Source organism: Solibacillus ferritrahens, assembly GCF_037027585.1.
Classification (GTDB): domain Bacteria; phylum Bacillota; class Bacilli; order Bacillales_A; family Planococcaceae; genus Solibacillus; species Solibacillus ferritrahens.
This window is the reverse complement of the sequence record NZ_JAXCLE010000014.1, coordinates 1-12,806: the sequence shown is the minus strand read 5'-3', so window position 1 is coordinate 12,806 and position 12,806 is coordinate 1. Positions and strand designations below refer to the sequence as shown.

The following is a 12,806-nucleotide window of genomic DNA, read 5'->3' as shown; positions in this document are numbered from 1 at the left end:
GAATCGTTAAATCTCCAGTTGGGTGCAATAATGGAATCTTGAGGTAAATCCATTTGAATGGATACCAATTGCAAATAATGGTGGCGGTGAATACCTTTGCATTGATACTAATCTGTATGAAGCTGGGGCAGTAGGGCAAGTATTATACTTTTGGCATGATTGGGAAGATCGTTCTATTGAGAAAGAATATCTTTAAGATAGGTTGAAATCTATTTTTTAAATCAATTTTGGAAATTGGCTAGAATTCGGTTTGCAGAGTAATCCTAAAATAGGGGGGACATTGATGAAATACGAAATTCCTAAACTTTTGAAAGAACATGAAAACCTAATTAAAGGTACTTTTAGATATAGTAATGAGATAAGTTTTAAGCGTGAAGAAACAAAACCTTTTGATAGTAAATTAGGGGGATGCCCCTATTTGGAAAATAGTAAAGATTATCCGATAGGTGAAAATGGAAAACCTATGTTGTTTTTAGCACAAATCAATCTGGCAGACATTGAAAATATTGTTGAATTACCAGAAAAGGGATTACTGCAATTTTTTGTTACAAACGAAGACTTGTACGGTTTGGAAGACCCCATTCTAGTAAGATACATTGAAAGTTATGAAGAAAATGAAGAACGTTTAGTAAAGGAACATCCTTATGAAAATGAAGAATATAACATGAATCTTCCATTTTCACATAGTGGTAAAATGTATTTTAATTCAAGGGAAATGCCTATGTCTTCCTCATTAGATCTATTTCAAGAAACTTTTATGAATAAGTTATCAGAAGAAGAATATGAGAAACTGAGCGATGATTGCTATAGTAGCGAGAGCAGAATTGGCGGTTATCCTTATTTTGTTCAGAATGATTATATTGGATTTGGTGATGACGATTTTCTTTTATTGCAACTGGATATTGATGACGAATGCGGCATTATGTTTGGGGATTCTGGGAATTGTGTTTTCTCTATTCCAAAAGACGCTTTGAAAAATAGGGATTTTTCTAAAGTCGTGTATGAATGGCAATGTTGCTAGTGAGTTACCAAATCCGTCTAAAGCTTATAATAAAGCCGCCACTAATAAGCGAAAGAGAGGTTTAACGTTTATATGGATAAACAATCTTATGCAAGATATTTACTTCAATTGATGGATGAAGATATGAATTCCGGGGAAGCAGATATCGATGAAGCACGATTCTATGGTTACTTTCAAATGTTTATGCCAGATGGAAAAGGTGTAGAGGCTACTTTTGAACCTCTTGAAGATGGGCATGTTTATTTGGAGAGGATATTACAAATCTATGAAATGCTAAATCCTGTGGATTATACTGGTCCTACAGTGTCAGGCTATTTTATTAGTAAAGATAGTAATGTACCCAATGATATACTAGTAGATTATGGCAGGCAGTTTATTCAAGGCTTAAAGGATTTATTGCTGGGATCTTCAGGCAAGTTTGATACGAAAGATTCTGCCGAATACCTAGATGGAATTGAAGAGGTTAGAATTGTACCTCCTGGAACGATAGATGGAATTCGTCAGCAATATGATCCTGAAATATATGAGACGATTTTTGATATCATCAGCGAACAGATTGAATACGATGAACCGATTGAAATTTTGGACGAGGCATATTACTCGATTGCTTGTGATTACTGGATTTCATATTATCTTCAGTGGCCCCGTTATAGATTAAATGGTGACCCGTTCGCAGCTTATTTTGAGCTGTACAGACTTGGATACTCAGCAGTCTTCTCAGAAAATAAACTGTATATTGGTTTATAATTTTGGAGGTGAATGGAATTGACGGAACGAATACCATGCAGGATGGAAGGATGCAGTGCAACTATTCTACCGAGTACAGCAGCCAAAACAAACGGTATCTGTATGCCTTGTCATCAGGAGCAGGAACGAAAAAAACGGGTAGCTTATATTGAGAAAAACCGCAAAACGGTGAATCTCTATGAGGGATTAGCAGATCAAGTGGACATTCTCAAGGTCATGCATGCACTGAGAAAGTATGATCCGCTAATTCAATACGTTCCCTTTCCAATAAGAAAGGAGAAGCTTTACGTTTCTTTATCAAACCAAGATGCGCAGCGTATGCTGAAATATGCAATGGAATTACTCGCTGTTAATAAGGAAAGTGAAGCACAAGATATTCTATTAGCTTTGGTGTGCTACAGAGATGATAATATATCCGTTGCTTTACCTGAGCTTATACAGCGCGGATTGTTTCAGGATCCGATTCTTTTTAAAGATGCACCACAAGACATTCGAGATCAGCTAATAGAGCGGGTGTTATGGGATGAGGACAACCGAAATCAACTTCTCCTTGCACTCGGCTGGATTGGTGATGCTAAGGTCATAAACCAGTACCGCGAATGGCAAATGCATCAACCAAAATGGGCGGAACAGTTATATGTAACGCCTGAAACTTATGCTGTTGATGGAGGATGGGAGCTTACTTCGAATGGGGAAAGGCGTAATCTAGTAAATCCATTATGTTACGCTATTAGGCAAACTGACCAACAAGATGATGATGAAGTTGTACTTAAAGAAGATCCTGCCCATTTTCTTGAGACGAGCCATTCAACATGCCCATGGTGCAATAGGAAGTTAACGAAGTTGATGGTCGCAGCTACCTCTCATCCGGCTTTACAATATCTCGACCTGCAAATTGAGAACCTACAGGTGATAACCTGTGAATTATGTGGGAGCTTTAGCACGATATACATGGAGCTGGACAATGATGGCATGCCTGTCTGGAGCCGCTATAATCAAGAACCTGTTTATCTCTCGGATATGGATGACGTAAACAGCAGTATTGAAACCTCACCTAATTTAGTTCTTTCACAAGAGCCGCAATCACCGTATTATGCTGCAGTTTGGACCATGTCACAATTGAATTCTCAGATTGGCGGTCATCCAAGCTGGGTCCAGGATCCGGAGTATCCGGTTTGTCCTTGTTGTGAACGAAGAATGCGGTTTATAGGGCAGATCGATTATGCTGATTATGACGAATATGCTGAAGGCATATATTATATGTTTATTTGTCCTAAAGACTATATTACAGCAACGATCTATCAGCAAAGCTGAATGTCATTCATGTTTATAATAGTATTGTGTTAAAGGGGGGAGTACGCTTGAATTGAAAGGAAGTTAGCAAGATAGATGATCTTTCACTTGTACAGAAGGCAGTAACGGAACTGGATGTGAATGAACGGGACGAGCGAGGGAGAACACCGCTGATGCTTTTTTTGACCAATCGAATGCCAGTTCAGGCGATAGAAATATTAATCGAACATGGAGCAGACCTCGAGGCACAGGATAAACTTGGTGATACGCCACTAAAAAAAGCTGTAAAGTTCAACCAAATTGAAGCCCTGTTAAAGCTCATCGAAGCTGGGGCCAAACTGAACTCCCCATTGGGCATATTAGCTACAGCTTGGAATGAAGCACGTAAAGATAAAAAGATTGCTGACCTTCTGCTCGAAACTAAAGGAGCCGTTCGCCTTTCTCTAACACTGGAAGAGCAAAGGTTTGTTGATGAGGTTTTGTATGAGGAGTCTCAGTACAAGATGTGCGATAAGATTGAACGAATAAATTCGCCGGAACTATTACATGCGATAGTGAACGAATACAACTGGGATGATGGCCCGGAACCGATGTTGTCTGTTTTTCAAAATCCAGTCACTCTAAAAATTACACTTCTTGACATGTATGAATTGTTAGATGGAGATTATTGGCTGGATAGGGGGAATTCAAGGGATCCGCTGAGCACGGAAGAGGAGAAACGCTTTAAAGAACTTGCGGTTGCCCTCAATGAAAGATTGGAGCGGGCCCACAGCTAAAAAAAGGAAGAGTCTGCTTTGATGTGCTGCACCTAGAGTTAGAGTGAACAGCACCTTCGATTGTTAGACAGATCAAGGTTCAGTCTTTTAAGTTGATTTATACACCAGAAGAAAAATTACAAGCTGCTCCTCACCATCCATTGATGTGCAGGAATAATATAGTGAAAAAGTGAGCTAGGTGTTATCATCTAGCTCACTTTTTATTATTTATTATCAGTGCACTGGCTCAACTGAAGTAACCAAAATAAGACATGTCTATACAAAATTTGGAGGAATTTTTAAGGTATTGTAGAATATTTTATTAAAATATAAAAAGAAACGGTAGTTTAAGCTTTAATACACATTTGATTGAGGCTTTATAGGAGGAATTTGTGTTGCGTCATATACTATTTATTTTCTTATCACTTAGTACAATTGTATCTTTTTATTTTCTGCTAGATTTCCTTACTACAACATCCATTCTTAAGTTATTCTTGTTCACTTTAATTGGTGTATTGGGTTTTTTAATTCAAAAAAGAGTATACCATTTTTTTGTTTTAGAATTTAAGTTTATATATAAGGAAAGAGAAATTCAACTACCAAAAGCTTTAAAAATAGTAAGAGACACAGGTATGGACTTAGCTTTCATATTAATTTTAGCTGCGTTTGGTGTTAATCCAATTCTCGATATTATTGAAGCGAAAAAACCTTCGTTTTCCATCAATTTCTTCTATATTGAACTAGCAATGACTTCTGTTGTAAGTGTACTCTTGCCCTTGTTTCTTTATTGTTATTATTACATTTGGCAGCATATGCATGATAATTAAAAAGGGGAGTAGTTAAAAAAATAGTTGATATAAAAACATTTACTGGCTTTTTAAATAATGGGCCTAACCGGACTCTAACCAGCACCCCTACGTTGTCGAATATAACTTATCCGAATTGAGACAAGTAAGTTTATTTCATTTCAATAAAATAAGCAAAAAAAAATTCTGCGGACAAAAGAGTAAACAAGTGGTTTGTGTTACTCTTTTTTGTTTATCTGTACACAGGTTTAAAAACTTTACGACAACCATATTAGTAATTGCTAAAACAGGGTATATGTTAGATGTAATACTAGGGGGAGTAAAGATGAAACTTGAATTTTTAAAAGTAGAAAAAATCGTAGAAACAGATAAAGGTAAAGTTATATATATTCCAGCTGGTGGCATCCAGTTTGGATTTAAAAATAAGATCATTTCTCTAAAGGATCCATTACGAATTGGTATGACACATGGGGGCAGCTTCCTCAATGTTGTTCGCTACATCGATTTCGTGGTTTACGATGACCTATCAATATATACGACAGGTGAGATTAAGCGAGAGAGCTTATTTGGGATTGTATCGCATGATGAAGTGCTATTAGCTATTCATAAAGAGTTGGAAAAAAGTTGCAAGGATGTTCCGTCTTTCAGGGCATTGGATTTTAATGAAATGTTTATCCGTGAATTTGAAGATAATTATGAAAAATTGAGTTAAATTCAAGATTTAATTACTCCATAATATGAGCATACTAGGTAATAAAACATTTGCTTAGAGAGGTAAACGGAGTGAGTGAATTAGAAAAATATGAGAAGTTAAGATCATACATTGAACAACAGATAATGGAGGAACAAAATAATCTTAATTCGGTTGGATTGGCAGAAAAATTAGCTAAACAAATGCAACTTCATTTTTTATTTCAGATGAAAGATAAAATGAATCAGTTAGATGAAGAAGATTGATGGTTTTGGGAAATTTTGTTAAAAGAGTTATCGAGGAGCACGGAATGTCGGTGCTCCTTTTTCTATACTCAAATTTAGAGTAAGTATAGATGGATGAAGTGAAATTATTTGAGTGTTAAAAATATATATACGTGTGTATGTCCTTATAGGGAGCAAACAAGTCTACAATGGATTAGTGCTTTGTAATATTGACAGAGACTTAGTCTATTTTCGAAGGATAATGGGTATTTCTATCGAAATTATATAAGAGTCAAAATTAAGATGTATTGTATATTATTGGAGATGTATTTATTGGTTTACTTTCATACGTACAAAAATAATAAAATTAGTTGGGAAGGAGTTTATTGCAAAATGTCAATTACTCTAACGGCAGTTTTAGAATCAGAAAAATCTATTTTAAGAAACCTTTACTCTTTGTATCTGCACGACCTTTCAAAGTTCACTTCAATGATTGACCTTGGAGCAGACGGTTCTTTTTATTATGAAAGCCTGGATAAATTCTGGTGCATAGAGGGGCTTTCACCGTACTTTATTAAATTGGATGGTAGTATTATAGGTTTTATATTACTATTGGAACGGCCATTTTTGAAGGAGGAAAATGATTTAGGAATAAATGATTTTTTTATAATTAATAAGTACAAGGGTAAAGGTTTAGCAGCAAAAGCCGTAGTAAAATTATTTGAAGCGAAACAAGGGCAATATTTTGTGATACAAGTTATTGATAATAAACGTGCTGTTTCATTTTGGAGAAAGCTATATCTTGAATTAAATATTGAGTTTAATGAAAGACAAGAATTAATTGATGATGAGCAGTGTTTAATTCAAACATTTAAGATATGATTTCTAATCGTATTACTCAAGATTAACTTACTTGTCTAAACAGTGAATACGCGGAAGGAAAAGTTTAGCGATGTTTCTCCACTTGAATGGGCTATTATTGCCGTTTCTATAATAGAAGGAACAGGGAGCTATATTAATTATGTAAAAGAATCAAAAAAGAGAAAAGGGGGAAAGGGAATGAAAATCCTTAAGATATCGCCTCATATTCATAAAGTTGAAGCTTGGTTATTTATGAAAATAAGTGCATGGATTGTAACGGTCGATGATGGTGTATACATAATTGATACCGGTATGTCCTTTATGGGGAAAAGAATTTTAAATGAAGCAGAAAAGCTGGGTACATTAAAAGGAATTCTGTTAACACATGGCCATTCTGATCATGTGGGGGGATTGAAAAAAATTCTTGAAATAAAAAAAGTGCCCGTATTTGCCCATGAAGCTGATATTCCATACATGGAAGGTAAAGAGCCTTTTCCTGGTAGGAAAAAGGTAGAATTTCTTGTGAAGCCAGGTCTTGTACAGCCGTTAAAAATGACGAATGGAAATTTAGATAATATGGAAGCGTTAATACCTATTCACACACCGGGTCATTCCCCAGGTCATGTGGTGTACTATCATAAAGAGGACCGTGTGTTGATTGGTGGAGATTTATTTACCTCGAAAAATGGTCAACTGCAAAAACCTATGGCTATGTTTACATCTGATATGGAGGAGGCTATCAAAAGTGGCCGACGCGTTATTGAAGAAATGAAGCCAGATATTGTAAGCATTTGTCATGGAAATGACGTAAAAGAGCCTCATAAACAAATTGAAAACTATTTGGTGAATTAATCTACAATGTAATCAATCATATATTTATTTCTTCACGCAACTGTGAAAATAAATTGTTTTTAATTGTAATTTAATAAATAAAAAAACCGAAACCCTTATAAATAAAGGCTTTCGGAATTATAGTCCCGATTGTTCTCAAATCGGCTACCCACACCTTGTCAATCCGGATAAATAAACAGAGTTTAATTAAATTCGATTAAGTCGGTTATTGGGACATGCTAAATCAATCCTGTTAAATAAAATCAGAACAAAAAATAATTATAATTATGCGGACAAATAAATTGCAGACAAAAGAGTAATCAGGTGGTCTGTATTACTCTTTTTTGTTTTCCGTTATAACTGTAACCGCAAGCATCATTTACCCAAGATTTGATATTGGGTAAATTTAGAGGGGAAGATTCAGTGCTGAGAATTGCTATCAGGGATAATCGTCACAGCTATTGTACGAGTACGAGCACTACTACTATTATTATTTTTTTGGTAGTACTTATGCATTAGAGCATTTAAATCATGTTGAAAGCTTTCAAATTCTTCTTCATCAATGGTCAATTCTAAAAGTGAGAATGTCGCACGATCCTCTGAATCGCTCTTATTCTCTATTGAAGAAAGGTAACTTTGATATTGGGATAATAAGGATAATTGATAATAGGATATATAACTAAGCTTCTCGTCCATTTTTGTTGTTTTCCAATCGTTTGAATCAAGACGCGCAGCATCTTCATTAAGAGCATAGTATTTTTCCGTGACAGACCTTACCTTTTTTTCTTTAATAACTTTGATAACCCCTGCATCTAGCAAGATTTGAATATGCCGATAAAGAGTAGCCTGCGGAACATCTTGTATGATTTTTACCATTTCTAGAGGCGTTAGACCACTTTCATTGTGGCGCATAAGTGCTTGGCTAATTTTAATTCTTACCGGATGCATTAAAATTTCTGCTTTATTCACCGCATTATCTCCTTTTTTAAATAGTATTGTACCTTATTTAGATGCAAAGTACATTATTTATAATGATAATATTATCACAAAAATAAAAAGATTATTATCTTTATTAAAAAAACAAGTGCAATTCAAAAAAACGTATGTTATATTATCGTTATCGGTAATGATAATAAATGATGGGAGTGTTATAAATGAAACTTCACTATGGGTTAAATGATTTCAAGGATATTGATTGGTTAGCTGTATTACAGATTGCCGCGCCGTTTATCGTTGTTGGTCTCATTCTTATTCTTATTGCTTTGTTTGATTTGTATAGACATCGAAATGAGAGGTCAAATGTACTTTTATGGACAATAGTAATTCTATTTTTTAATACAATTGGTCCAATTCTGTATTTCACAATTGGAAGAAAAGGAGAAAAGCCTAATGAAGTTAGAAATTAAAAATGTTACAAAAAAATTTAAATCTAAGACAGCTGTCAATAATTTCTCTATGGTAGTTGAACATGGGCAATGTGTTGGGCTTATTGGACCAAATGGTGCTGGAAAATCTACATTAATAAAAATCATTTCAGACATTTTATATGCGGATAAAGGGGAAGTTCTTCTAGATGGGAAGAAAATTTCAAATATGAAAAGAGAGATTGGTTATCTCCCACAATACCCTGATTTCTTTCATTGGATGACTGCCAAAGAAACACTCTTTTTTATGGGCCAGCTATCAGGAATATCAAAAGAAAAGCTTATTGATGAAGTACCAGCCATTTTAACAAAAGTGGGACTAATTAATGAACAGAATGAAAAGGTGCAGACTTTTTCTGGAGGAATGAAGCAGAGATTAGGTATTGCTCAAACTCTTTTGCACAAGCCATCTTTTATCGTCATGGATGAACCGGTATCAGCGCTAGACCCAATAGGTAGGAGAGAAGTGTTAAATTTAATCCAAGAAATTAAACATGACACAACTATCCTATTATCTACTCATATTTTAGGCGATGCAGAAGAAATATGTGAACGATTTGTCATTATGAAACAAGGAAAAAAAATTGAAGATACAACAATTAATAAATTAATAACTAATAATCAAGAATCAGTAGTACATCTTGAAATTGCATCGAGTGATTTGAAATGGGTTGAATTAATTGAAAAGCTTCCATATGTAAAAAATGTTGAATTAATTGGAAAAAGAGCAAAAGTTAGACTAGATAATGTTCAGTTAAATAAAAATAGGCTACTCAGAGATGCCCTCGAAAGCAATATAGATATAGTTAAATTTGAAGTTGGAAGCAGTGATACGTTAGAAGAAATATTTTTAAAAATGGTGGTGAGTGTATGACTCCTTTATATATTTTAACTAAAAAGGAATATGTACAGATGTTCCGTGAGTTTAAAATTATTTGGTTACCTCTTGTTTTTATGTTTTTAGGAGCAACACAACCTGTTGTCACATATTACTTACCATCAATTTTAGCAGCACTTGGTGGAAATCAGGGGATTACAATTGATCCAAGTATGACACAACAGGATGGAGCACAAGTAATAGCTGCAACACTTGGGTCACAATTCGACCAGTTAGGTATTATGATTATTGTAATTTCGATGATGGGTATTATTCAGTCAGATAAAGCGAATGGTATGCTGGATTTTATTTTAACAAGACCCGTAAAAGTAGGGGCTTACATTGGTGGGAAACTACTATCTAACTTTTCATTTATTGCTATTAGTGTAATGTTGGGATATTTTGTATCTTACGTATATGTAAATTTCTTATTTAATAATATTCCATTTCTTGAAATGATTCTAGCAATTGTATTCTACTTAATATGGGTATTATTTATTCTTTGTTTTACTTTTATGATTAGTACGATATTTAATGGTCAGGGCGTTATAGCTTTAATCAGTATCGTGTGCTTGCTTATTTTTAAGATTTTTAGTGGTTTACATCCTATAATTGACTTATTAAATCCTGCAGGAATGAGTCAGCATGCAATGATGGTATTAATAACTGGTTCAATCGATTCGCATTTATACGGAAATATGTTTATTACACTTGTCTGGATCACTTTAACTGTAACTTTTTCGCATTATTGGATTTCTGAAAAGAAATATCATAAAAATTAATAAGTATGGACGGAGGGGGAAAGATGTTAAAAATAACTAATTTAAAAAAAGGTAATGGTAGTAAACAAATTTTAAACGGAGTAGAATTACACGTTAAAAAAGGTGAGATATTAGGGTTTGTGGGTTCAAATGGTGCAGGTAAAACTACAACTTTAAATAGTATTACTGGCATTTTAGAACCTGACGAAGGAACTATCACTATTAACGGTATTATCAAATCAGGATCAACTAAATATAAAAAGCAATTCTTTTTTATCCCAGATACTATCCATGTTTTTAAAAATATCTCTGGCTTTGATTGGATACGGTTTGTGATGAAACTATATGATAATGATCAAACTGAGCGAATGAAGCACTTTATTACGCAGTTTGATATGGAAGAGGCAATGTATAAACCAATGGGTACCTATTCTTATGGTATGTTACATAAAATGATGCTCATTGTTGGATTTACAATAAACCCGCCAATCATTATTATGGATGAGCCACTAAATGGTTTAGATCCTAAGTCCGTTCTAACATTTAAAAAAGCGATTAAGTTATATATTGAAGAAGGGGGTACAGTATTTTTTTCTACCCACCTACTAGATATAGCTGAAAAAATTTGTAACACGGTTGCGATTTTAAAAGATGGTAAAATCATTCTCCATGAAGAAATTGATAAGGTAGTTGGAGAAAATACATTAGAAACCATTTTTATGGAGAAACAAAATGTTTAATAATGGATTTCAATTAACAAAGTTTTTTATTTCATCTTTTTATTCAAAGCCTAAACAACCAATGCTAAAAGTGGTATTAATAATAGCCTTCTTCTATTTATTTTTGCAACTAATGACTATAAATATTGCCATTTTTTATTTGGGAGATACTAAAGAATTTATTTTTTACAATTACCTAATTTCAAATCTGTTAGTATATTTACTTGTAATTTATTTTTCCATTTCATTAGTTTTTCATTACTATGAATACGGTATTTTAACTCACTTACCAATTGCGCCGAGAAAAATTATTATATCAAAAATTTTGAGTATTATTTTTGTACTGACAGTAGTATCTGCAGTTATACAAATTCCATCGATATTGTTATTAGGTTTTAAGACTAAATTTACGGAATTAATAAAGTTAGTCCTATTAGTTCCAATATCAAACATATTAACAATACTACTTATATTATTTATCCTATCGCTGATAAATAGTTTTAGACATTATTTTGTTAATAAGACGGCGTACTTGGTGGTGAATATTACCATAACCTTTTTAATTACAGCAATGGTTTGTTATTCTGTTCTACACTATGTAGGGAAACATCTAACTTTCAATAATTTAAAATTAGATTTTACAACATTAATTACTTTAAAGAATTCATTAAGCAATGTGATTAATCAAATATATGAACTCGTACTGAAAACACCATTTATTGGTAATGTATTGACTACTTTTACTTCAGGAGACTTTTCGTACCTTTTTGTAATCGATTTACTTGGGATGATCGGGTTAAGCGCGCTATTATTCATTCTCATTGTGAAAATCAATTCCATTCATTACTTTAAAAATGGCACAATTGAAGTAAACCAATCAAGCAGCAAAAAAACTAAAGTCTACCATGTGGAAAGTGTATGGGCTAACTATTTTCAAAGAGAATTATGGGTAATTAATACTGAAGCATATTTCAAAATGCAACTCGTACTCGGAGCTGTTTTAAGTCCAATCCTTACCTTGATTTTGCTATTTAGTTTTCAAGCGGGGTGGATATCAGAGATTATTAATATTACAAAACCTGGATATTTTGAAATTTACTTTGCTTATGCTGTTTTAATAATGAGCTGTATTAATAACACAAGTGGTACGCCATTTTCAAGGGAAGGTAAATACTATTATCTAATCAACAGTCTGCCATTAAATAAAAAGAAAATTTATTTCTCTAAAGTTTTCTTGGCATCTATTCCAAGTGGCATTGCTGTTATAGTAAGCTTTATAATATTTATGTTGTTTGGTTATATGAATATGGGTGCATTCTTAATGATGATTATAATTCTAATGCTTGTTTACTGTTATAATCTACTTACTCCAGTTTTTGATATGTTAAATCCAAGCACAGAATGGGAAAACCCATCAGTAGCTGTAAAATCGAATCCAAATGTATTAGTTAGTTTGCTCTTTGGATTACCCATATTAGTTGTCGTGATATTAACGCATTTTATCTTATTATGGGCAGGTTTTTCGATAGGTGTGTCAACGATAACAATCTTTCTCATAACAGTTCTCATAACTTTTTGTGTATACACATGGTTTACTAAATTTTATTTCAGCATAAAATGACAATCGTTAAGCTAATAAAAAATTAAATAATAAAAAAGTCAGTTTATCATTTTTTGAACTGAACCCCGAATAGTGGACACTTTAAAAAAAAGTGACCTATTCGGGTTTTTTCTATTTTCATTACTAGAAATCCTCGTTATACTGACCATACGATTTAAGAACGGGAGAACATCAT

General features: G+C 33.5%; 15 protein-coding genes and 1 pseudogene. 15 read left to right on the top strand and 1 reads right to left on the bottom strand.

The window, feature by feature from the left end:
- Window positions 1–55 precede the first annotated feature (55 nt).
- From SNE38_RS13595 to SNE38_RS13550, 10 genes and pseudogenes are all read left to right on the top strand, one after another.
- Window positions 56–196: pseudogene (locus SNE38_RS13595) on the top strand (SMI1/KNR4 family protein); the annotation flags it as partial.
- 87 nt (window positions 197–283) lie between these two features.
- Entirely contained in the window at window positions 284–1,021 is a 738-nt protein-coding gene (locus tag SNE38_RS13590; protein ID WP_336046692.1) for a YwqG family protein, read from the top strand.
- Between the two features lie 72 nt (window positions 1,022–1,093).
- Complete coding sequence (locus tag SNE38_RS13585) at window positions 1,094–1,768, top strand: hypothetical protein (RefSeq protein ID WP_336046691.1); 675 nt, start codon at window positions 1,094–1,096, stop codon at window positions 1,766–1,768.
- Between the two features lie 42 nt (window positions 1,769–1,810).
- On the top strand, window positions 1,811–3,082 hold the full coding sequence (locus SNE38_RS13580) for a DUF1963 domain-containing protein (protein WP_336046690.1): 1,272 nt from the start codon (window positions 1,811–1,813) through the stop codon (window positions 3,080–3,082).
- Window positions 3,083–3,153: 71 nt separating this feature from the next.
- A complete protein-coding gene (locus tag SNE38_RS13575; protein ID WP_336046729.1) occupies window positions 3,154–3,837 on the top strand; it encodes a DUF4274 domain-containing protein in 684 nt (227 codons plus the stop codon).
- Window positions 3,838–4,211: 374 nt separating this feature from the next.
- On the top strand, window positions 4,212–4,643 hold the full coding sequence (locus SNE38_RS13570) for a hypothetical protein (protein WP_336046689.1): 432 nt from the start codon (window positions 4,212–4,214) through the stop codon (window positions 4,641–4,643).
- 304 nt (window positions 4,644–4,947) lie between these two features.
- Entirely contained in the window at window positions 4,948–5,334 is a 387-nt protein-coding gene (locus tag SNE38_RS13565; RefSeq protein WP_336046688.1) for a molecular chaperone, read from the top strand.
- Window positions 5,335–5,405: 71 nt separating this feature from the next.
- Entirely contained in the window at window positions 5,406–5,579 is a 174-nt protein-coding gene (locus SNE38_RS13560; RefSeq protein WP_336046687.1) for a hypothetical protein, read from the top strand.
- A 351-nt stretch (window positions 5,580–5,930) separates the two neighbouring features.
- On the top strand, window positions 5,931–6,419 hold the full coding sequence (locus SNE38_RS13555; RefSeq protein ID WP_191703638.1) for a GNAT family N-acetyltransferase: 489 nt from the start codon (window positions 5,931–5,933) through the stop codon (window positions 6,417–6,419).
- Between the two features lie 177 nt (window positions 6,420–6,596).
- A complete protein-coding gene (locus SNE38_RS13550) occupies window positions 6,597–7,250 on the top strand; it encodes an MBL fold metallo-hydrolase (protein ID WP_336046686.1) in 654 nt (217 codons plus the stop codon).
- Between the two features lie 399 nt (window positions 7,251–7,649).
- Here SNE38_RS13550 and SNE38_RS13545 read toward each other — a convergent pair whose 3' ends face one another.
- Window positions 7,650–8,198 (bottom strand): helix-turn-helix domain-containing protein, encoded by a 549-nt coding sequence (locus tag SNE38_RS13545; protein WP_318247686.1) that lies wholly within the window; start codon window positions 8,196–8,198, stop codon window positions 7,650–7,652.
- A gap of 185 nt (window positions 8,199–8,383) precedes the next feature.
- On the opposite strand from SNE38_RS13545, the gene SNE38_RS13540 reads away from it, so the two are divergent.
- The 5 genes from SNE38_RS13540 to SNE38_RS13520 are packed head-to-tail and all read left to right on the top strand — an operon-like array spanning window position 8,384 to window position 12,631.
- On the top strand, window positions 8,384–8,635 hold the full coding sequence (locus SNE38_RS13540) for a PLD nuclease N-terminal domain-containing protein (RefSeq protein WP_191703636.1): 252 nt from the start codon (window positions 8,384–8,386) through the stop codon (window positions 8,633–8,635).
- A complete protein-coding gene (locus SNE38_RS13535; protein ID WP_191703635.1) occupies window positions 8,619–9,527 on the top strand; it encodes an ABC transporter ATP-binding protein in 909 nt (302 codons plus the stop codon). Before SNE38_RS13540 ends, SNE38_RS13535 begins: the two co-directional genes overlap by 17 nt.
- Complete coding sequence (locus SNE38_RS13530; protein ID WP_191703634.1) at window positions 9,524–10,312, top strand: ABC transporter permease; 789 nt, start codon at window positions 9,524–9,526, stop codon at window positions 10,310–10,312. Before SNE38_RS13535 ends, SNE38_RS13530 begins: the two co-directional genes overlap by 4 nt.
- A 23-nt stretch (window positions 10,313–10,335) precedes the next feature.
- Entirely contained in the window at window positions 10,336–11,031 is a 696-nt protein-coding gene (locus tag SNE38_RS13525; protein ID WP_336046685.1) for an ABC transporter ATP-binding protein, read from the top strand.
- Window positions 11,024–12,631 (top strand): hypothetical protein, encoded by a 1,608-nt coding sequence (locus SNE38_RS13520; RefSeq protein ID WP_336046684.1) that lies wholly within the window; start codon window positions 11,024–11,026, stop codon window positions 12,629–12,631. Before SNE38_RS13525 ends, SNE38_RS13520 begins: the two co-directional genes overlap by 8 nt.
- Window positions 12,632–12,806 lie beyond the last annotated feature (175 nt).

Excerpts from the sequence above, each read along its gene's own strand:
- SNE38_RS13590 (WP_336046692.1), top strand. The coding sequence starts at position 284 with ATGAAATACGAAATTCCTAAACTTTTGAAAGAACATGAAAACCTAATT.
- SNE38_RS13530 (WP_191703634.1), top strand. The coding sequence starts at position 9,524 with ATGACTCCTTTATATATTTTAACTAAAAAGGAATATGTACAGATGTTC.
- SNE38_RS13520 (WP_336046684.1), top strand. The coding sequence starts at position 11,024 with ATGTTTAATAATGGATTTCAATTAACAAAGTTTTTTATTTCATCTTTT.
- SNE38_RS13555 (WP_191703638.1), top strand. The coding sequence starts at position 5,931 with ATGTCAATTACTCTAACGGCAGTTTTAGAATCAGAAAAATCTATTTTA.
- SNE38_RS13580 (WP_336046690.1), top strand. The coding sequence starts at position 1,811 with ATGGAAGGATGCAGTGCAACTATTCTACCGAGTACAGCAGCCAAAACA.
- SNE38_RS13585 (WP_336046691.1), top strand. The coding sequence starts at position 1,094 with ATGGATAAACAATCTTATGCAAGATATTTACTTCAATTGATGGATGAA.
- SNE38_RS13535 (WP_191703635.1), top strand. The coding sequence starts at position 8,619 with ATGAAGTTAGAAATTAAAAATGTTACAAAAAAATTTAAATCTAAGACA.
- SNE38_RS13565 (WP_336046688.1), top strand. The coding sequence starts at position 4,948 with ATGAAACTTGAATTTTTAAAAGTAGAAAAAATCGTAGAAACAGATAAA.
- SNE38_RS13540 (WP_191703636.1), top strand. The coding sequence starts at position 8,384 with ATGAAACTTCACTATGGGTTAAATGATTTCAAGGATATTGATTGGTTA.
- SNE38_RS13550 (WP_336046686.1), top strand. The coding sequence starts at position 6,597 with ATGAAAATCCTTAAGATATCGCCTCATATTCATAAAGTTGAAGCTTGG.
- SNE38_RS13525 (WP_336046685.1), top strand. The coding sequence starts at position 10,336 with ATGTTAAAAATAACTAATTTAAAAAAAGGTAATGGTAGTAAACAAATT.